Source organism: Streptomyces sp. NPDC087901 (assembly GCF_044742205.1).
In the GTDB taxonomy this organism is placed as follows: Bacteria; Actinomycetota; Actinomycetes; order Streptomycetales; family Streptomycetaceae; genus Streptomyces.
The window spans coordinates 97,315-116,768 of the sequence record NZ_JBIUUC010000011.1 but is presented as its reverse complement, the minus strand read 5'-3'; the positions used below and the strand labels follow the sequence as shown (position 1 = coordinate 116,768).

General features: G+C 70.4%; 15 protein-coding genes and 1 pseudogene. 2 read left to right on the top strand and 14 right to left on the bottom strand.

What is annotated here, in order from left to right:
• Positions 1-15 precede the first annotated feature (15 nt).
• The 9 genes from ACIOEW_RS29105 to ACIOEW_RS29065 form a co-directional block, all read right to left on the bottom strand.
• Complete coding sequence (locus ACIOEW_RS29105; protein WP_401967226.1) at positions 16-846, bottom strand: S1 family peptidase; 831 nt, start codon at positions 844-846, stop codon at positions 16-18.
• 131 nt (positions 847-977) lie between these two features.
• Positions 978-2,519, bottom strand: coding sequence for an RNA polymerase sigma factor (locus ACIOEW_RS29100; RefSeq protein WP_362549439.1), 1,542 nt, complete (start codon positions 2,517-2,519; stop codon positions 978-980).
• A gap of 323 nt (positions 2,520-2,842) precedes the next feature.
• Positions 2,843-3,703 (bottom strand): FadR/GntR family transcriptional regulator, encoded by an 861-nt coding sequence (locus ACIOEW_RS29095; RefSeq protein ID WP_362549537.1) that lies wholly within the window; start codon positions 3,701-3,703, stop codon positions 2,843-2,845.
• Between the two features lie 181 nt (positions 3,704-3,884).
• Positions 3,885-5,729: an ATP-binding cassette domain-containing protein gene (locus tag ACIOEW_RS29090; RefSeq protein ID WP_401967223.1), complete on the bottom strand. Its 1,845-nt coding sequence runs from the start codon at positions 5,727-5,729 to the stop codon at positions 3,885-3,887.
• 316 nt (positions 5,730-6,045) lie between these two features.
• Complete coding sequence (locus ACIOEW_RS29085) at positions 6,046-6,810, bottom strand: NUDIX domain-containing protein (RefSeq protein ID WP_401967221.1); 765 nt, start codon at positions 6,808-6,810, stop codon at positions 6,046-6,048.
• Positions 6,811-6,925: 115 nt separating this feature from the next.
• Complete coding sequence (locus tag ACIOEW_RS29080) at positions 6,926-8,227, bottom strand: DUF4192 domain-containing protein (protein ID WP_401967218.1); 1,302 nt, start codon at positions 8,225-8,227, stop codon at positions 6,926-6,928.
• Positions 8,228-8,579: 352 nt separating this feature from the next.
• Entirely contained in the window at positions 8,580-9,386 is an 807-nt protein-coding gene (locus tag ACIOEW_RS29075; protein ID WP_401967217.1) for an SDR family oxidoreductase, read from the bottom strand.
• 223 nt (positions 9,387-9,609) lie between these two features.
• Positions 9,610-10,236 carry a TetR/AcrR family transcriptional regulator gene (locus tag ACIOEW_RS29070; RefSeq protein WP_401967215.1) on the bottom strand — a complete coding sequence of 209 codons (627 nt, stop codon included), beginning with the start codon at positions 10,234-10,236 and terminating at the stop codon, positions 9,610-9,612.
• A gap of 174 nt (positions 10,237-10,410) precedes the next feature.
• The gene (locus ACIOEW_RS29065; protein ID WP_401967212.1) at positions 10,411-12,570 is read right to left on the bottom strand and encodes a RecQ family ATP-dependent DNA helicase; all 2,160 of its coding nucleotides are present in this window, start codon (positions 12,568-12,570) and stop codon (positions 10,411-10,413) included.
• Between the two features lie 586 nt (positions 12,571-13,156).
• On the opposite strand from ACIOEW_RS29065, the gene ACIOEW_RS29060 reads away from it, so the two are divergent.
• Positions 13,157-13,786, top strand: a complete 630-nt coding sequence (locus tag ACIOEW_RS29060; RefSeq protein WP_362549424.1) for a hypothetical protein — start codon at positions 13,157-13,159, stop codon at positions 13,784-13,786.
• A 184-nt stretch (positions 13,787-13,970) separates the two neighbouring features.
• Here ACIOEW_RS29060 and ACIOEW_RS29055 read toward each other — a convergent pair whose 3' ends face one another.
• A complete protein-coding gene (locus ACIOEW_RS29055) occupies positions 13,971-14,591 on the bottom strand; it encodes a hypothetical protein (RefSeq protein ID WP_401967210.1) in 621 nt (206 codons plus the stop codon).
• Between the two features lie 60 nt (positions 14,592-14,651).
• Positions 14,652-15,362, bottom strand: a complete 711-nt coding sequence (locus ACIOEW_RS29050; RefSeq protein WP_401967208.1) for a ribonuclease HII — start codon at positions 15,360-15,362, stop codon at positions 14,652-14,654.
• A gap of 365 nt (positions 15,363-15,727) precedes the next feature.
• Here ACIOEW_RS29050 and ACIOEW_RS29045 point away from each other — a divergent pair, with 365 nt between their 5' ends.
• Positions 15,728-16,600, top strand: coding sequence for an oxygenase MpaB family protein (locus ACIOEW_RS29045; protein WP_401967207.1), 873 nt, complete (start codon positions 15,728-15,730; stop codon positions 16,598-16,600).
• 171 nt (positions 16,601-16,771) lie between these two features.
• Here ACIOEW_RS29045 and ACIOEW_RS29040 read toward each other — a convergent pair whose 3' ends face one another.
• The 3 genes and pseudogenes from ACIOEW_RS29040 to ACIOEW_RS29030 all read right to left on the bottom strand — a co-directional run.
• Positions 16,772-17,275 (bottom strand): hypothetical protein, encoded by a 504-nt coding sequence (locus ACIOEW_RS29040; RefSeq protein WP_362549412.1) that lies wholly within the window; start codon positions 17,273-17,275, stop codon positions 16,772-16,774.
• A 26-nt stretch (positions 17,276-17,301) separates the two neighbouring features.
• Entirely contained in the window at positions 17,302-18,438 is a 1,137-nt protein-coding gene (locus ACIOEW_RS29035; protein ID WP_401967206.1) for a hemopexin repeat-containing protein, read from the bottom strand.
• A gap of 40 nt (positions 18,439-18,478) precedes the next feature.
• Positions 18,479-18,745: pseudogene (locus ACIOEW_RS29030) on the bottom strand (peptidoglycan-binding protein); the annotation flags it as partial.
• Positions 18,746-19,454: the final 709 nt, after the last annotated feature.

The window sequence follows — 19,454 nt, the reverse complement described above, 5'->3', positions numbered from 1 at the left end:
GCTGAGCGGTGGCGGTCAGGCGGCGCCGTCCATCCACTCGATGGCGGCGGAGATCCGCGTGTAGACACCCGGGCTGCCCGCGAGGCCGCACCCGTTACCCCAGGACACGAGGCCGACGAGCCTGCCCTGGGCCACCAGAGGCCCTCCGCTGTCCCCCTGGCAGGCGTCGTAGCCCCCCTGGGGTTCGCCCGCGCAGAGCATCGCGGAGGCGTCGTACGTGCCGCTCCTGCCCCCCGGGTAGGCCTGCTCGCACGAGCTGTCCGGCAGGACGGTCACCTTCGCGGAGCGGAGCGACGTCGCGTAGTCGCCGTTGCCGGTCGTATCGCCCCATCCATAGACGGCTGCGGGTGTCCCGGAGGTATACGCGGAGTCACCGGCCTCCGCCATGGGGATCACACTCTGTTCGGGCAGCGCTTCAGCGAGGGTCAGCACGGCGACGTCACCGCTGTTGGTGGCGGCGTCGAACCCGGGGTTGACCCACGTCCCGCTCACCGCGATCTCCTTGCCGCCGGCGCCGTTCAGCTCGTCGCGGCCCGAGATGATCGCCAGATCACGCACCTGGGCGACATCGACACCCAGCGCCTCCCGGGTCAGGCAGTGCGCGGCCGTCAGCACCTTCCTCGGCCCGACCGCGACGGCGCCGCAGAACTGGCCGGCCCGGGTACCTCCGAACCGGTCACGGCTGGAGAGCGCCACCACCCACGGGCTGTCCTTGACATGAGCGGGCTGACCGCCGATGACGATGCTGTCCGCGACTGCCGAGGCGGGGGAAGCGAGCGGTATCACTGCCGTTGCGGCAGTGAGGGCGAGCGCCCCGGTCATGGTGCGGACGACGGTACGGGACATACGTACTCCTGACTCTGTGATGGACCATGCCTACCCAGAGTCATTCTGCGGACCCCAACCCGCACCCGCACAGAACCGAGGGCCCGGATCCCCATGGGGATCCGGGCCCTCGGCCGACGTGCCTTCGCGGCCTAGTCGAGATAGTCGCGCAGCACCTGCGAACGCGACGGGTGGCGCAGCTTGGACATCGTCTTGGACTCGATCTGACGGATGCGCTCGCGCGTCACGCCATAGACCTTGCCGATCTCGTCCAGCGTCTTCGGCTGTCCATCGGTGAGACCGAAGCGCATGGAGACCACGCCCGCCTCCCGCTCGGACAGGGTGTCGAGCACCGAGTGCAGCTGCTCCTGGAGGAGCGTGAAGCTGACCGCGTCGGCCGGGACGACCGCCTCGGAGTCCTCGATCAGGTCACCGAACTCGCTGTCCCCGTCCTCACCCAGCGGGGTGTGGAGGGAGATCGGCTCGCGGCCGTACTTCTGGACCTCGATGACCTTCTCGGGGGTCATGTCGAGTTCCTTGGCCAGCTCCTCCGGGGTGGGCTCACGGCCCAGGTCCTGGAGCATCTGACGCTGCACGCGCGCGAGCTTGTTGATGACCTCGACCATGTGCACCGGGATACGGATGGTGCGGGCCTGGTCGGCCATGGCGCGCGTGATCGCCTGACGGATCCACCAGGTGGCGTACGTGGAGAACTTGTAGCCCTTGGTGTAGTCGAACTTCTCGACCGCACGGATCAGACCGAGGTTGCCCTCCTGGATCAGGTCCAGGAAGAGCATGCCGCGGCCGGTGTAACGCTTGGCCAGCGAGACCACGAGACGGAGGTTGGCCTCCAGCAGGTGGTTCTTGGCGCGGCGGCCGTCCTCGGCAATGATCTCCAGCTCGCGCTTGAGCTTGGGGGCGAGCTTGTCGGAATTCGCCAGCTTGTCCTCGGCGAACAGGCCCGCCTCGATGCGCTTGGCGAGCTCGACCTCCTGCTCGGCGTTGAGGAGCGGGACCTTGCCGATCTGCTTCAGGTAGTCCTTGACCGGGTCGGCCGTGGCGCCGGCGACGGCGACCTGCTGCGCAGGCGCGTCGTCCTCGTCGTCATCGGAAAGGACGAAGCCCTTGTTCTCGCCCTCGCCCTCCTCTTCCTCACCCTTGCCGGCCTTGACTTCCTCTGCGGCGTCGTCGCCGTCGAGGATCTCGTCGTCCTGCTTGCCGGCCTTCTTCGACGCGGTCTTCTTCGCCGCCGTCTTCTTCACGGCGGTCTTCTTGGCAGCCGTCTTCTTGGCAGCCGTCTTCTTCGCAGGCGCGGCAGCGTCATCGGCCACCGCGTCCACGGTCTCGGCCGACGGGGCGGCAGTGGCCGCGACGGTCCGTGTCACGGTCGTCTTGGCCGCGACGGTCTTGGTGGCGGTGCGCTTGACCGGGCTCTTCGCTGCGACGCTCTTGCGGGCGCGCTTGGACGGCTCCGCGGCACTGACCATCAGCGTCACACCCTCTTCCTCGAGGATCTGGTTGAGGCTGCGCAGAACGTTCTTCCACTGGGTTGGCGGAATCTGGTCAGCCTCGAAGGCCCGACGCACGTCATCGCCGGCGATCTGCCCATCAGCCTTTCCCCGCTCGATGAGCGCCATGACAGATTCGGACTCGGCGATCTCCGGCGGGAGCGTACGGGATGTGCTGGCCGACACGAACAACCTCTCGGAACGATGGAAACGGCTTCCGGCCCGGCCCTGAGAGGGCTGGAACCGACGACCGTCGGGCTGGGTATGTACCGACGGCGCGGGCTAGGCCTCAGAACTGCACAGCGCCCTCAATGGCTGCTGTATTCCTTCCGCGGCGGTCACCTCTTAAGTCATCGCGCTGTTTCGAGGAGTGTTACGCCCAATCCGCGTGGCCCGAGTCACACCTCATTTACGGCGAACCAGACCAGAGGTGACATCCCTCCACAATTGTGCCGCCGGACCGCAGGGGTCCGACGACACATGGTTCGTACACCCTGACCGCGCCGCGGTCAGTGCTCGCGCGGCGCCGGCACCACTCGATCGGGGTGGACCACGAGCAGCTGCCGCATGGCCGCCTCGGCGCCCGCGGAGTCACCTGTCGCCAAGGCTTCGACGATGCGCGCGTGGTGGCCGAGAGACGCCTCGTTGGGCCGGTCACAACCGGTGACGGGACCGCCCGAGACCTGAAGAGCGGCGGAAACGATGCCGGAAAGGTGTTCCAGCATGCGGTTGCCCGCGGCCTGGATGAGCAGGGAGTGGAATTCCGCATCGGCGCGCGCACAGGTGATCGCGTCACCCTGCCCCAGGGCGTGCCCCATGATCTCGACCATGTCACCGAGCCGCTGCTGAAGATCCTCACGCCCGTGACCGGCCGCCAGCCGGGCGGCCAGAGGTTCGATCGTCCACCGGAGCTCGCCCAGCTCACGACGCTGGTCGTCGCGCTGCGGGCCGAACGCGCGCCATTCGATGATGTCGGGATCGAGCAGATTCCAGTCACTGACCGGCCGGACCCGGGTGCCCACATTGGGCCGGGCACTGACCAGGCCCTTGGCCTCCAGCACACGCAGCGACTCCCGGACAACGGTGCGGGAGACCTCGAATCGCTGACCGATCTCCTCCGGAACCAGGGGCCGGTCGGCACCGAGGTCACCGGAAACGATCATCTGACCCAGCTGCTGAACAAGTTGGCCGTGCAGGCCGCGGCCCCGGCTGGCCGATCCCCGTCGGCTCATACGGCCGAGCTCGGTATCAGGGCCGCCCCAGGGCCGGACGGCGGCACGTTCGCCGGCCGGCGCCTCCGCATAGGTGTAACGGTCGAGTTCGCCCGGGCCGGCGACGCCGGTGTCGGCGGTGCGGGCGGCGGTCATCATGGTGTGCGCAAGGGTACTCACGCATCCTTTGTCGGCGCGACTCAGCCACCCCTTGAGGTCTTTGGTGAAAAGCACACGAAAGGGTGATCGGCACCCGCCTCACAATTGACGCCTTATTGGTATAAAAGGTGCATTTCCAATGGAGTTGTGGTTCCCGGTACGCCCTGAATCACTTCGGCGATCACCAACGTGCTCTGCTGCGGAGGCTCATGAACAGATACGCGCAGACAAGGACCGACAACGACAGGGTCAGCGCGGTTCCCACGGGGTGTGCCACGACCCTCACCACGGCCAGCACCCACCGGTCCACCTCGTGCGGCCACCGCAGCCATGAAAGTTCCCCGAGCCGGCCCGGAAGTCCGCTCATCGAACGGGCGGTCGGCACCTTCGGAATCGCCTGGATGAGCGGAACCATCAGCACGGGAACGGCAAGTACCGCGGCGACACCGGCCGCCGTCACACGGAAGATCCCGGCAGCCAGCAACCCGGCCCAGGCGCATCCGACTGTCAGGCCCGACCAACTCACGGCCAGTGGGACCACATTCGGAGGAACCCGGACCAAGTCCCCGCCGTACACGAGGCGGAGGGATTCGGCCGAGGCCAGCACGGCGAGCAGCGCCAGCAACAGCGCGACGCCCGCCGACACCGCCAGTTTGGCGAGTAGCAGCCCGAGCCGACGGGGGACGGTTCCGCGGCCGGCGGCAAGTGCGGGGTAGCGGAACTCGTCGCCGAAGGAGAGGGCGCCGAGCAGCCCGGCACCCAGGGCGGCGGGAGGCAGCGGCAACAACGGAGGCCAGGCGGCCAGTACGTTCGGCAGCGGGGTACGGCCGTTGCGGGCGAGCAGGACGGACAACGCGACCGAGGCGACGAGAGCGACGACGACGATCAGCGTCGTGGTCCTGACGCCGAAGAGGCGGCGCAGCTCATATCGGACCGGGCGGAGCGGGCCACGGGCCGGTCGGCGCCTGATCGGCGGCGGCAGGTGCGCCGCCGCGTTCGCGGCCGGGCGCGCGTCGGGCTCGGGAACGTCGGCAGCGACGAGGGGAGCGGGGCCGGCTCCCACTGCGGCGCCCGGACCGTCACGGAGGGGCCGGGACGAGACGACGGAGCCAGCGGGGCCGGGGCCGTCGCCGGGCCCGCTGTCGCCCGGCCCGGTGTCGCCGACCTCGTCTGCGAGCTGATGAACGGGAAGCCCGTGGCGGAACGCCGCGTCCCCGATCTCCGCGCAGCTGCTGCCGTAGACGGAGATGCGGCTGCTGCTCGCCTCGGTGACGACTTCGACGGAGCGCCGGCCGGCTCGCGCCTCGCGGGTGACGATCACAGCAAGGCGGGCGGCATGCGGGGAACGGACCGCGACGCGAGGACGCAGACGGGTGCGGGAGAAGTCTGTGACGGACTGATCGGCGACAAGACGTCCGGCGTCGACGGTCACCACATGGCCGGCCGACCGAGCGGCCTCCTTGGGATCCTGCGTGGTGTACAGAACCGTGCCGCCCCGATCCGCATGGGCCCTGAGCATCCCGTGCAGCCAGTCGGCCTCCCGTGTGGTGAGCCCTTTCACGGGGTCGTCGAGGATCAGCGCGTGCGGGTCGCCGAGCAGCGCGGAGGCGAGTGCCAGCCTGCGGTCCATACCCGGGGAGAGCATGCCGATGCGCTGGTCCCCCAGCTCGGCGAGACCGACGGCGTCGAGCAGGGCATCGGCCCGGGACGCGGGCACTCCGGCAGCGGCGCAGAGCATGCGGAGCTGTCCCCGGGCGGTGCGGGCGGGGTGCCCCGGCACGTTCCCGAGCAGTACGCCCACTTCCCGGGCCGGATGGGCCACGCGATGCAGCGGCCTGCCCCGGAAGTAGGTGATCCCGCGTCCCGGCTCGATTTCGAGCATCAGCCGCAGGGCCGAGGTCTTGCCGGAACCGGGTGGGCCCAGCAGTGCGGTGACACAGCCGGATCCCGCTTCGAACGTGAGGTCGTCCACGGCGGGCGGAAGTCCGCGGTGGGGGGCGCTGGTGAGTCCGATGGCCTGGAGCATCGCTTCTCTCGCAGGAGGTGAGGTCGCTCGACGGAGGAAGGTACGCAGCAAGATAACCCGACATATCAGACTTTTTGCGCACCACTGGGTTCACGGCGTTCCGGCGGACCCGCACGGCCCGAGTGAACCCGCACTACCCACGCCCCGGCGCCCCGGCGCGGTCTCGCGGCCCGCACGGTCTCGGCCCGGCGATCCGGCGATCCGGCGATCCGGCGATCCGGCGATCCGGCGGGAAAGTACGTCAAGGTCCCCCTCGGGCGCCAGGCCTCACGGGGCAGACATCAGGGGGCAGACTTCAGGGGTCAGACTTCAGGGGTCAGACTTCAGGCCGCAGCATCGGCGGATTCAGCACCGTGGCCGAACCCGACCGGAACAGTTGGGCAGGACGGCCCCCCTGCCTGGTGGTCGTGCCGCCGGCGGGCACCAGGAAGCCCGGCGTACCCGTCACCTTGCGATGGAAGTTCCTCGGATCGAGCACCACCCCCCACACCGCCTCGTACACCCTGCGCAGCTCGCCGACGGTGAACGCGGGCGGGCAGAACGCGGTGGCCAGCGAGGAGTACTCGATCTTGGAACGGGCCCGCTCCACGCCGTCGGCGAGAATCCGGGCGTGGTCGAAGGCCAGAGGCGCCTGACGCTCGCCGTCCCTCCCGTAGGCCCCCTCCGGCCCGAGCAGGTCCTCGACGGGTGCCCAGCGCGCGCTGTTCGCATCACCGCCCGCCCGCGGGGCGGGCAGATCAGGGGCCAGCGCGAGATGGGCGACGCTGACGACCCTCATACGAGGGTCGCGGGCGGGGTCCCCGTACGTGGCGAGCTGTTCGAGATGAGCTCCGTTGCCGACCGCGGGGGTAGCCGGATCGTGCGCACACAGTCCGGTCTCCTCGACGAGTTCGCGCGCCGCCGCGGCGCCGAGATCCTCATCGGCCCTGACGAAACCGCCGGGCAGTGCCCATCTGCCCTGGAACGGCGTCTCGCCTCGGCGTACCACCAGGGCACAGAGCGCGTGACGGCGCACCGTGAGCACGACCAGGTCGACGGTGACAGCGAAGGGCGGGAAGGTCGACGGGTCGTAGGGCGGCATGCCGTGATCATAGTCGTCTGCCTGACGATAAACACTCCCTTCGTGATGCTCGTCGTCGGTCACGGCACCCGGCTGGACCGACGGTGCGGTGCCGGGATCCGGCACCGCACCGCAGTCATCGCCCGGTCCTGGTCCCGCGACGGCCCTCGGCGCGTGGCTGTCCGCCGCGGCGCCGGCCGGACGCGGTGCCGGGCCGGGCGGAACCGGTCCGGGCCCGGCGCCGGCCCGCCGTCTGGACTCGTACCGAACGGGCCCCCGCGACCCGTCCCGTACCGTGACCGCGCCGCACCGTCCGGGTGCTGCGCTCACCGCGCAGGCAGCGTCGCAGCGTCTCCGGATCAAGACCCTGGTTGCAGGCCTCGTGCAGCAACTGGGCAAAGGTGTATCCAGGATCCAGCCGCAGAGCGAGGCCCAGCGCCACCCTGGCCGACGGCTCGTCACCGGTCGACCACGAGACCCAGCCCGCCAGGGTGAGCGGAGCCGCCGCATGCTCCTCGTACGGCGCGACGCAACGGCGCGCGAGCGCCCGCCACAGTCTCAGCGCGGACTCCGCCTCGGGCCCTTCCATCCACTCCGCGGCCCTGTCCCGGGTCTCGCGGTCCTGGAGGCCCAGGATCACCCCGGCGGCCTCCTCATGGCTGATCAGCCGGTCGTCGTTGAGGTCGGACAGTGAAGGCGTTGCCGCCGGGGCCCGGCCGAGGCGTTTCATGAGCCGCCGGGCCAGGGTCAGGGTGATGCCGCTGACCTCCCTACGGCTCTCCTCGTCGAGGAGTTTCGGCACCAGGGCGGCCCCGGCCGAATCCAGGGCGAGCTGCTGCTCCCGGCCTGCCACGCTCGATTGAGGCGCCAGCCTGGCTTCCATCTCGCGCAGCGACCCCCTTACCTGAACACCGGCATACGTCGCCGCTGCCGCCATCACGGAGGTGCCGGGCATCGCCAACGGATTTCCCTCGGCCGGGCAGCAGCGGGCGTCGGGGCAGACGTAGGACCAGAACCTGTTGCCGGAGATGCAGAGAGCTTCGAGCACGGGCACATCCAGCTCCCCGCAGGCGGTCCGCAGCCGTTGAGCCAAGGGCCGCAGCCGCTCCATGGTCTGATTGCCGGTCTCTCCTTCGGCCGGATCCTGGCAGAGGAAGACGACGATCGCGTCGGGCCGCCCGCGGCGCCGCTCGCTCCCCTTGACCAGACATTCGGCCAACTGCTCGGCCACCGATGGCCACTCGTGCGCGGACTGCGGAATACCGAGCCGCAGCCGCCCGCCGAAACGGCCCCGGCCGCCGTGCAGGGCGACCATGACCACGCTGTCGTTCGGATGGAATCCCATGAGATACGGGAGGGCGTCGGCCAGCTCTGCCGGCCCCCGCAAGGTGATCTGCTGCTCGTCGGACGGGCCGGTGGACTCGTGGTGCTTGTTCATGGGATGACCGTCCCGCGGCGGGGCGTTTTCCGCGACCCCCTGTGGATAACTTATCCACAGGCGCCGTGCGGTCGTTCGCGTTCTGTCGTACCCATCGGGTTGCATGGGCGGATGGCCAACCCAGACCGTGCAGCCCTCAGGACCTCGGCGCGAGAACGCTCTTCGCCGGAGACCCGGTCCGCGCCTCGCAGAGTCCCCGTCAATACCGTGCGGGCCGAGGGCATACCGCGAAGCCGAACGGGTCGGCCCTCGTGAAGGGAAGCCTGGTGGGCGGGCGGCGCCCGCAGCGGAATCGGTGTCGCGGGCACAACGCCACGGTCATGCTCACCGGGGCCTGAGGGCCCCTGTTCCGTCACGCTTCCGGCGTCCACACCCTGGGCCATTCCAGGCCACGCAGTTTGGCGTCCAGGCCACCGTCGCAGTACATCAACGTACCCACGCAGTAGCCGGACTTGGCGGACAGGAGGAAGAGCACCAGCTCCGCGACCTCGTCGGGGAGTCCCGCCCGGCCGGCCGGGACGGACTTGAGGAACGCCTCGATTCCCGCAGCGGTCTGCGGGTCCTTGCGGGCGGACTGGGTCATCGGGGTGTCGATGAAGCCCGGCGCGATGGCGTTGAGGCGGATGCCGTCGGCGACGTAGTCGGCGGCGCGAGTGCGGGTGTAGTAGGCAATGGCCGCCTTGGTGGCCGGATACGTGGAGATGCCGCCGGCGTCGCTCAGCGAATCGGCGAGAGTGCGTGCCGCATCCTCGTCACCCGCCAGGCAGGCCTCGGCCAGCTTCGGGTTCCAGCCGGGCTGCGTGGTCGTGGAGTTGGACGAGGCCAGCACCACCGAGGACTGCCCCGCTGCGGCCAGCGCCGGGCGCAGCCCCTCCAACAGCCCGATGGCACCGAAGTAGTTGACGGAGACGAGCAGGCTCGCGGGCCGACCGGCGCCGCCGGAGATCCCCGCGAACGGTACGAAGCCGTCGAGCCGCCCGTCGGCGAGGCCGGTGACCTCGGCTGCCGCAGCAGCCCGGCCCGCCGGGGTGCCGAGGTCGGCGTCCACGTCGGTGCCACGCAGATCGATGCCGATGACCCGGTGCCCTTGCTCGGTGAGTCGTGCGGCGATGGAGGCGCCCATGCCGGAGGCGGCTCCGGTGACAGCGATGGTCTTCATGATGATGTGCTCCTGGTGGTTCAGGGTGGGAGTGTTCGAGCCTCGGCCGTTGGGGCTCTCGGCGGAGACGGCCGACTTGATAACGCGGTCACGCAGGGGCCGAAGGACCGGGCCACGACCGACGGGCCGGGAACCGGGCGCGGGTCACCGCCGCGTCGGAATCCGCCGCATTTACGTGCGCGCAGCCCCGGCCGCATTCACGTGCGCGCGGCCCCGGCCGCATTCACGTGCGCGCGGGCCCGGCGCCGCCATCAGGCGAAGGGCTCGCGTTCAGCCCTGCTGCGACGAAGGAAACGACCGAGCCCACCGGCGGGCGCGGGGCACGGCCCAGATCGGCGTCATCGGCCTGCGGCTCTCCGTAGATCTGAAGCAGCAGATCGAACGTCATACGCAGGCGATCCGCGACCTCCGCCCGGGGCAGCTCCGGCCGCGCGGCACCCAGCAGCTCACCCCACGCCGCGGACCCGAGCCAGCGAGCGTCGAAGGGGAGCTCGCGGCGGCGCAGCACGAGGCGCGCGACCAGATGCATCAGCATCCTGCCCCTCGGCTGCCCGGTCAGCTTTTCCAGCGGCCTCACCAGCACGTCGACGAGCTCCTCGACGAGCGGTGGCCGCCCATCGGCCAGTCGCCGCTCCATCGCCGCGAGCGGCTCCGCCCACAGCGGGCCGAGGCCGCGTTCCAGCAGTGCCGCGGCCACGTCCTGCTTGGTACCGAAGTGATAGTTGACGGCGGCCGGGTTCATGCCCGCCGCCGCGTTGATCGCACGGACGGACACCTGGTCATAACCCTTCTCGAGGAAGAGTCGCTCCGCGGCGTCGAGCAATGCCGTTCGGGTGGAATCGGTGGCCATACCCCCACGAGAGCACTACTCATGAAATCTTTCAATCAGTGATTGAAAGCAGACACACCCCCTGCGGATGCGGGATGCGGACAATCCACAGGGCAGGCCATGCTCCCGGAGGTGTCTCCACCCCGGCTTGCACGGGGTGGAGACACCTCCGGGACACATCCGCAGCCGGGAAACTCAGCCTGCCGCGGCAAGGACCAGCGGGAGCACCTGTTCGCAGCCCGCCTGGCGAAGCAGGCGAGCTGCCACCGCGAGGGTCCAGCCGGAGTCCGTGCTGTCGTCCACGAGCAGGACGGGGCCCGGGGAGGCGACCAGGGCACCGGCCAGTTCCTCAGAGACCGTGAAGGCACCGGCCAGCGCCTTGAGGCGTTGGGCGGAGTTGCTGCGACGCGCCGCGTGCGCGCCACTCGGCCCCGTATGCGTCAGGGTTCCCAGGAGGGGTAGGCGGCCGATGGTCGCGATTCCCTCGGCCAGGGAGCCGACCAGCTGCGGGCGGGTCAGGGACGGTACGGCGACGACTCCCACCGGCCGGGCGATGGCGTCCGGGACATTCGGTGCCCAACCGCCCGAGGAGCGCGCCCAGTCTGCGAGGACGGCCACCGCGGCCTGAAGGACATCGTCGGGGACCGGCCCGTCGGGCGCGTTCTCCGCCAGCAGCGGGCGCAGCCGGTTGCCCCAGCCGATGTCCGAGAGCCGACCCAGCGCGCGCCCGGTGGCGCACTGGTCCTTGGCCGGGATGCGCCCCTTGAGCTCGATGCCCAATGCGGGCATCCCCGTCGGCCACATACGGCGCGGCTCGACCTCCACGCCAGGGCGGTCCAGTTCCTTCGTCGCCCCCGTCAACGCGTCCGTCGAGACGGAGGAATCGGCCCAGGCCCCCGCACAGTTGTCGCAACGGCCACAGGGGATCGCCCCCTCGTCGTCCAGTTGGCGGCGCAGGAACTCCATCCGGCACTGGGGCGTGCTCGCGTACTCGCGCATGGCCTGCTGCTCTGTCGCCCGCTGCTTGGCCACCCACGCGTAGCGTTCCGCCTCGTACACCCACTCGGCTCCCGTGGCTGTCCAGCCACCCTTCACCCGCTTGACCGCTCCGTCGACATCCAGCACCTTCAGCATCGACTCCAGCCGACTGCGCCGAAGGTCCACCGCCGCTTCCAGCGCCGGCACCGACAGCGGTCGTCCCGCGCCGGCGAGGGCCGAGAGAGTCTGGCGAACCTGCGCCTCGGGCGGGAACGCCGAATCGGCGAAGTAGCGCCAGATTGCCTCGTCCTCCTTGCCCGGCAGCAGCAGCACGTCGGCATGGGCCACACCACGCCCCGCACGCCCCACCTGCTGGTAGTAGGCGATGGGCGAGGAGGGCGAACCCAGGTGCACGACAAATCCGAGGTCCGGCTTGTCGTACCCCATACCCAGCGCCGAAGTCGCGACCAGCGCCTTCACCCGGTTCTCCTGCAGATCGACCTCGGCCTGCAGCCTGTCCGCGTTCTCCGTCTTCCCCGTGTACGAGGCCACGCGGAAGCCCCGCTGCCGCAGAAAGGCCGTGGCCTCCTCGGCCGCGGCAACAGTGAGGGTGTAGATGATCCCGGAGCCCTGCAGGTCGTCCAGGTGCTCGGCCAGCCAGGCCAGGCGATGGGCGGCGTCGGGCAGCTCGACCACGCCGAGCCGCAGGCTTTCCCTGTCCAGTGGGCCGCGCAGCACCAGAGCCTCACCCGCACCGGTGCCCAGCTGTTCGGCCACATCCGCCGTCACACGCGCGTTGGCTGTCGCCGTGGTGGCCAGCACCGGCACGCCGGCCGGCAGCTCGGCCAGCATCGCCCGCAACCGACGGTAGTCAGGGCGGAAGTCGTGACCCCAGTCGGAGATGCAGTGCGCCTCGTCGACCACCAGCAGACCGGTCGTAGCGGCAAGCTTCGGCAGCACCTGATCGCGGAAATCGACGGAATTGAGACGCTCCGGGCTCACCAGGAGAACGTCTGTCTCACCCCGTTCCACCTCCCCGTAGATCGTTTCCCACTCCTCCGGGTTGGCCGAGTTGATCGTGCGTGCCTGAATACCCGCCCGCGCCGCCGACTCGACCTGGTTTCGCATCAGCGCCAGCAGCGGCGAGATGATCACCGTGGGACCCGAGCCGCGTCGCCGCAACAGGGCGGTGGCCACGAAATAGACAGCCGACTTGCCCCACCCGGTCCGCTGCACCACCAGTGCACGACGGCGGTCCTGGACCAGAGCCGCGACCGCCTGCCACTGGTCCTCCCGCAGCCGCGCCGAGCCCCCGGGGTCACCGACGAGCTCAGCGAGAACGGCATCGGCTTCAGTGCGGAGCTCCAGGTTGTCCATGCCCCCATGCAACCCGATGGCTCGGACAATCGACGACTTCACCCCGCGTGACAACCGACTCACGAACGGCAGGCAGGGCACGCACCGATCACGAACAGAAGAGCCAAGGTCTCCGGAGCGACCACCCCGGACCTCACATTTACGCAGGTCAGAGCGGTGACGCAGCAGGAATTCGCACGGCTTCCCTGGTGCGTTGCCCAAGTGGCTCAACCATCTCGATCGCCGCGGCAGGGGCCGGCCCCGGGCTCACCGCGGTGGGCGTCGACCTCAGGACCGTCGGATTCCCGCGGGCGAACTGCCCGGCACCGGTTTCCGCGGCGGGCCGGAGCGGACAGGTGTTTCCGCTGGTCCTCGCTGTTCAGGCGTGACAGATGGCGTCATCCGGTGCAGGACTGGGCAGGGATATCCGCGTCATTCCGGCTGATTACCGTCAGCCGAGCCAATTGCTCGTTGCCGCCTGCCGATACGCCAGGAAGAATTGGACTCGCTCCCCGCACGGTCTCTTCGCGGGCCCGGAAGGGCCGTGCCGCGGCGCGCCCTCACCCGACCCTGCCCGCATCGTGGGCGCGTATGCGAAGGGAGGACCGTGACCTTCGGATTCGCTCCGTCCGCAGCCACTTCGATGTCGGCAGCCGCCGACTCCGCCAACCGTCTTGCCAGAATGCTCGAACCGGCCGAATGGGCGGCAGCGGGCATACCGCTGCTGCGCAGCCCCCGCGAGGTGGTCAGCGGCCTGCACGCCAGGCACCGGCCGACCCCGCAAACCGCAGTCGTCGCCGTGCTCGACCACGAGGAACGCCTGACGGCCAGCGCCTCCTTCGCCCGTCGTTCGGTGACGGCGGACGGCTGGGAATTCCGTAACTCGCTGCTGGCACACCTGCGCCGGGTCATCCCGCACGATCTCCGTCGCCGCACTCCGGTCCGTACCGCGGTACTGCTCTACTGCCGCGAGGGGGACGAGCGCTGGACGGAGGAGGACGGGGCCTGGATGTGGGGGCTGCGGGACGCCTGCACGCTGCACGGGCTGCGTTGCGGCGCGTACATCACGCTGACCAGCGGTGGATGGCAGGTGCTCGGAGAGGGCCGCGGCGGCCGTCGCCCCAGCTCCACCTCGCAGCCGCCCGCTCTCGCCGACACCGCAGTGGACCAGGATCCTGCCCCGCTGCGTACCGGCGGCGGTGCGGTCCAGGCGCTGCACCGCACCGCGGCTCGCTGACCCGGACCGTGGGCCCCGGCCGCCCTCACGGGCAGCCGGGCCACCACGGGCCGACAGGTAGTGCGACTCGAACGCCCACGCCGAGCACGGCGTTGATCGCCGCAGCTCAAACGCCCACGCCGAGCACGGCGTTGATCGCCGCAGCTCGGACGTTCACGCCGAGCACGGTGACAAAGGCCGCGGCTCAGACACCCGCGCCGAGCACGGCGTTGATCCGCTGCGGGTCGCCGCAGACGATGAGCAGCGCTCCGGCACGCCCCTGCGCCGCAGACAGCGCACGCGTGGCAGCGTCGTCGACGGCACCGTTGACCGCGACGATCACCACCGGACGTGATGCCACCCGGTCCGCGGCCGCGGCACCGGCGAAGAACACGTCGTCGCCCACTTCGTGCTGGGCCCAGTAGGCGGCTTCGCCGAAGGAGAGCTCGTGCGTCGCCCACGGGTGCTGCTCACCCGTGGTGAGCACCAGGATGTCGCCAGGCGCTCGACCGGAGTCGAGCAGCAGGTCCACCGCCTCGTCGGCGGCGTCAAGCGCACCGTCGGCCACGGCGGGGATCACCTGGAGCTGGGGTGCGGAACGATTCTCCGGCCGGGCCGCCTGGGGCTGGCCGGAGGTGGAGTGCGGGCGTGGCGCCGGGGGCGCGGGCCTCGCGGGGCCGGGGCCCGGACGACCGGGGCGCGGCATGGCCGCGGAACGCGGACCGGGTACGGGACGAGGGGTCGACGCGGTACGGCCGGTGGCCGGCGTGGCGCGGGGACCCTGGGCGCTCTCGTGAATCTGAGGCTCCTCGGGGATGAGAGGCATGGGTGGTTGTCTATCAAACGCCGACGCGCGAGGCATCAGCGGGTGGGCACATGTGCGCGATCAGAAGTCGAAGCCGAGCTGGCCCCCGCTTTCCAGTGTGGCCGCCTCGGCGGAGAAGCGGACTTTCTTGAGGTGCTGCCACCTGGGCAGCGCGTCGAGGTAGGACCACGAGAGGCGGTGGTGGGCCGTGGGGCCCCGCTCCTCCAGTGCGGCCCTGTGCACAGGGGACGGGTAGCCGGCGTTGGCACCGAACGCGAAGTCCGCGTACTCGCCGGAATCTGCGCCGAGTTCGGCCATCACGGCATCCCGGCGGACCTTCGCGATCACCGATGCCGCGGCAACCGCGATACAGGACTGATCGCCCTTGATGACCGTACGCACCTGCCAGGGCCTGCCCAGGTAGTCGTGCTTGCCGTCCAGGATCACCGCGTCGGGGCGCACCGGCAGCGCCTCCAGGGCCCGCACGGCGGCGAGCCGGAGCGCGGCGGTCATGCCGAGCTCGTCGATCTCCTGCGGCGAGGAGTCACCGAGGGCGTACGCGGTGACCCAGCTCTCCAGCAGCGGCGCGAGCAACGCGCGGCGCTTCGGGCTGATCAGCTTGGAGTCGGTGAGTCCGGCGGGAGGCTTGCGGAGACCGGTGACTGCGGCACACACGGTGACCGGTCCGGCCCACGCTCCGCGTCCGACCTCGTCGACACCGGCGACGGTCCTGGCACCGGTGGTGGCGCGCAGTGAGCGCTCGACGGTGTGCGTGGGTGGTTCATACGGCATGGCGCCAGTAAGCGTACGCCGATGGGCGCGTCCAGAACACCCCGGGGCGCACCTGAGCCGTCTCCACCGAGACCAAGCCCTCCCACACCGAACACCGCGTCGTCGGCCTCCTCGCGGTGGCCGACCACACCTTAGGCGCAGGCCGCCCCGACCAAATCGAAGCCGACCTCGAAGCCCTGCTCCAGGTACCGCTCCCGTCCTCGTCCATGACCCCGACCGGGCACGCCAGGGCTTGCTGTCCTTCCAAGAGGAGATGTCCCGCCTCGGAGCCGCGCGACGTTCTGGCAGACGCCACCGCTCCTACCGCGACCGAGCCGGCCGCGTGACGCTCGCCCGGGCAGGATCCTCGGGCGCATACTGGCCCCATGGACTCGCCCGCACGTGCTTTGGCGCACCTGCGCGAGCGGTTGGGCAGCGCCGTTTTCGCGCGGGTCGCCGGACCCGCGGGGCCGGCGAACCGCACACGTATCCACGAGACGCCCGGCCCGCGATGGTTCGGCCCCGACCGGCCGATTCGCACGGTCCACGGCGATGCGTCCATGTTCATCGGCGGACTCAGGGCCCTTCTCCTTCAGTCCCTGCACCCATTGGCCATGGCTGCCGTGGACGCCCACTCCGGCTTCCGCGGCGATCCCTGGGGGCGGCTGCAGCGCACCAGCACCTTCCTCGCCGTCACCACGTACGGAACCGCGGAGCACGCACAGCAGGCGGTCGACCGAGTGCGGGCGGTGCACAGCCAGGTGAGCGGCACGACCTCGTCGGGAGAGCGCTACGAAGCCGCCGACCCGCATCTTCTCGGCTGGGTGCACGCCGCCGAGGCCGACAGCTTCCTCAGCGCCCACCAGCGCTTCGGAGCCGAGCCGCTCGACGCCGCCGGTTGCGACGGCTACGTCGCCGACATGGCACGAGTCGGTGAAGCGCTGGGCGTCGTCGACCCTCCGCGCAATCGCAAGGAACTCGACGCCCGACTCGCCGCCTACCGTGGCGAACTGCGCCGGACGAAAGAAGCGCGCGAGGCAGCCCACTTCATCCTGCTGCACCCGCCACTGCCCTGGGCCGCCCGCGCACCATATGTGCTCCTCGCCGCGAACGCGGTCGCCTCACTTCCCACCTGGGCCCGCAGCTCGTTGGGGCTGCCCCTGCTGCCGGGCCTCGCGGAAGCCTGCGTGCCACCGACCGGGCGCGCACTGACTGCAGCAATTCGCTGGGTCATGGCCTCACCGGGCCCGGCGGCGTGACCCGCGCTCGCCCTTCGTGAACTCACGCCCGTCGTGAACTCACGTTTATGCCGGGCGGCGGCTTCACCACCACCCGGGCTCTGTCCGGCACATATGACGGTGCACCCGGAGGGCTTGGATCGCCCGGCTGCTCCTTCCGGGCCGTGCAGTCCTGCCCGGCCCGGCCGCGGATCAGTCGAAGGCGACGCTGCGGTGGGCGACCGCGCCCCCTGCCGGGGTCCACGTCACATGGCCGTGGTCGAAACGGCTCGCCCGGTTGTCCGGCGGGCCCGCCTCGTCGCTGACCGGGTAACCCAGGAAACCGTTCTCCCAGCCCGTGCTCGCCCACAGCTCGCGGATCGCGCCATGCACCTCGTGCGGGCCGGTGCGCGGAGTCCAGTAGATGGAGCCACCCTCGAAGTGGTTGTAGCGGCCCACGCCGTCGGGAGTACCCAGCTCGTCCGTCACCGGATATCCGAGAAAGCCGCCGGAGCCCCCTTGTCTCGCGTACAGGACACGGATGTCCCCGTGCACCTCGTGTGCACCCGACTGCGGTGACCAGTAGATCGAACCGTTCTGGTAGTCGCGGGCAGTGCCGCGGCCGTCGGGCAGCGGGCCTTCCCCGCTTCCCGCTCCCGCGTCGACGGGTGCCCCCAGCCACGAAACCTGGGCCCACTTGTCGTCGATGAGCGTCATGACCGCCTCCTCGTGCTGTCGTCCGGTCAGTGGCTTGCCTCGATCTGGTGCATGCGCGCCGCGAGAACGTCGGAGTAGTGCGGATCCGTGGCGTACCCGGCCGCCGCCACGGCACGCGCGAAGGCGTAGGGGTCGTCGCTGTGGTCGAAGGCGGCAGCGTAGCGGGCGTTGTCGCGCAGGAAGTGGGCGTGGTGCGTGAAGGACTCCTCCGGGGAGGCGTACCGCCGGAACCAGTCCCGCACGATGTACTCGAACGTGCCGTCGGGCCGGGGCGTCACGGAGATGACCTCGGGGAAGGTGGCGTCCGAACGGCGCAGGACCTCGCGGGTACGCAGCAGCTGGCGCGTGTCCTCGGGGTCGGCCGCCTTCGCCTTGATGCCGAAGAAGTTGTTGCCGGGCGCACTGCGCCCCCAGTCCGACTCCAGCGCCGCCTGGCCCAGGGTCGTCAGGGCGGGTACACCGAGCTGCGCTGCTCCGGGCTCGGCGAAGGCGTGGTAGCGGTCGTAGAAGTCGGCCGCCCCGGTCGTGGCTGTGCCCCCTGCGGGCGGACCGGCGGCGAGGGACCATGCCGCTTCGACGGGCACGACGACTCCGGGCCACTGGTCGGCCACCGCCAGCGGATAGCCGGGCACCTGCGACTTGGTGTTCCAGTCGAGGGCCACGTACTCGCCGCCCTTGAACAGATAGGCGCGCCCGGACCCGGTGTTGACCGCGCCGTCGACACCACCCGCGACCCAGCCGGGATCAACACCCTGCCAGCCCGCGGACACCTCCTTGGGATAGCCGGGGTCCTGTCGGTCCGTGGCGATGTCGTACCGGGCGTACTGGGAACCGCGGAAGAAGTACAGCTTGCCGTCCCCCCAGTTCATGGCCGCGTCGATCGCATCGAAGCCGACACCGGGCCACATGCCGGCGAACGGCAGCGGATATCCCTCGTCCACCTGTCCCCCGGCGATCGGTATGCGGACGTAGAAAGGGCCGCGGAACACGTACAGCAGGCCCGTTCCCAGGTCGACCGCGGCATCGATGCCGGCGGCGAACTCGGACGGCAGTCCACCCCAGAAGCCGCCGAGGGGCCGGCTCTCGGTGACGGTGTTCGACGGCCAGTCGAAGACGGCGACCTGTCCGGCGGAAGCGAAGTACGACGTGTTCAAGGGTTCCATCACAGTCTCCTGTCGGGTGCCTGATCACGGTGGTCGACGGTCACGCCCCACTGGGCACGCGCAGGGCCTTCCAGGAGGCCGGGCCCGGAAGACCGTCCGCCTCCGCCCCGCGGTACCCGAGCTTGCGCTGCCATTTGGCGAACGAGTCCCGGTCCGCCTGGGTCCACTGCGGCCCGGGCTCCTTCGTGTAGGCCGAGCAGCCCTCCTCCATCAGCCGTCGGCCCATCGCGAGGATGACCGGGCTCTTGGGCGCGCCCTTGAACCATGGCGCACCGGGGAAGGGCGCATACGCGGGCGGCGGAGGCCGGCCGGGGTCGTCCATCGGCGGCAACTCGGGCATCGGTGTGCCGAGGATGCCGATGACCTGGGTGCCCAGGCCCAGGACGGTCGTCGCGCTTGAGCTGCCGGCGGCCTGTGCGGAGCCCGACCGCAGCAGGAACGGGCCGAACGCGGGTGCCGCCGCGCCGAGAGCGGCATACGCCTCGGCCGTCCAACCGCCCGTTATACGGACGTTCCGCACCAGCAGGAGAGCCTGCGGAAGGCAGTGCGCGGTGCCGTCCTCGGGTGGGGACGGCACGAGCTGGCCGCGGCGCATCCCGGGCACGTACCAGGCGGGTTCCGCGAACAGCTCGGGATGCCACCACGGTTCTCCGGCGAGCCGGCGTACCAGGCGCACCAGGGTGTGCTCGAAGTGGATGTGCAAGTCACCGCCGTCGGTCGGAGTACTTGTGGTCGCGACCTCCGGCACCGGGTCAACGGTCTCGTGGGCTTCCTGAGCGGCGGACGGACGCAGAGAGGGCAGCAGCCTGAGCTTCGAGCTGCTCAACGCCGCGTGCTCCCGGGCGCTGACCACCTCGGAGGGGGCCAGCACATCGGCCTCCCCCGAGTCCATCGCGGTCCGCAGAAGGTCGACGCGGTCGGCGTCGAGCGCCAGCAGCTTGATCCGCGGGGTCTCCGGCACGGCTTCCGTCCAGTGCTCGGCACGGAGCCGCCAGAGTCCGGGATTGGCATCCGGG

What these genes read in the sequence shown, in the direction of transcription:
- ACIOEW_RS29050 (WP_401967208.1), bottom strand. Translation starts at nt 15,362, where the DNA reads ATGCCGTATGAACCACCCACGCACACCGTCGAGCGCTCACTGCGCGCC.
- ACIOEW_RS29090 (WP_401967223.1), bottom strand. Translation starts at nt 5,729, where the DNA reads ATGCTCCAGGCCATCGGACTCACCAGCGCCCCCCACCGCGGACTTCCG.
- ACIOEW_RS29105 (WP_401967226.1), bottom strand. Translation starts at nt 846, where the DNA reads ATGTCCCGTACCGTCGTCCGCACCATGACCGGGGCGCTCGCCCTCACT.
- ACIOEW_RS29075 (WP_401967217.1), bottom strand. Translation starts at nt 9,386, where the DNA reads ATGAAGACCATCGCTGTCACCGGAGCCGCCTCCGGCATGGGCGCCTCC.
- ACIOEW_RS29070 (WP_401967215.1), bottom strand. Translation starts at nt 10,236, where the DNA reads ATGGCCACCGATTCCACCCGAACGGCATTGCTCGACGCCGCGGAGCGA.
- ACIOEW_RS29040 (WP_362549412.1), bottom strand. Translation starts at nt 17,275, where the DNA reads ATGACGCTCATCGACGACAAGTGGGCCCAGGTTTCGTGGCTGGGGGCA.
- ACIOEW_RS29055 (WP_401967210.1), bottom strand. Translation starts at nt 14,591, where the DNA reads ATGCCTCTCATCCCCGAGGAGCCTCAGATTCACGAGAGCGCCCAGGGT.
- ACIOEW_RS29045 (WP_401967207.1), top strand. Translation starts at nt 15,728, where the DNA reads ATGGACTCGCCCGCACGTGCTTTGGCGCACCTGCGCGAGCGGTTGGGC.
- ACIOEW_RS29080 (WP_401967218.1), bottom strand. Translation starts at nt 8,227, where the DNA reads ATGAACAAGCACCACGAGTCCACCGGCCCGTCCGACGAGCAGCAGATC.
- ACIOEW_RS29085 (WP_401967221.1), bottom strand. Translation starts at nt 6,810, where the DNA reads ATGCCGCCCTACGACCCGTCGACCTTCCCGCCCTTCGCTGTCACCGTC.
- ACIOEW_RS29095 (WP_362549537.1), bottom strand. Translation starts at nt 3,703, where the DNA reads ATGATGACCGCCGCCCGCACCGCCGACACCGGCGTCGCCGGCCCGGGC.
- ACIOEW_RS29065 (WP_401967212.1), bottom strand. Translation starts at nt 12,570, where the DNA reads ATGGACAACCTGGAGCTCCGCACTGAAGCCGATGCCGTTCTCGCTGAG.
- ACIOEW_RS29035 (WP_401967206.1), bottom strand. Translation starts at nt 18,438, where the DNA reads ATGGAACCCTTGAACACGTCGTACTTCGCTTCCGCCGGACAGGTCGCC.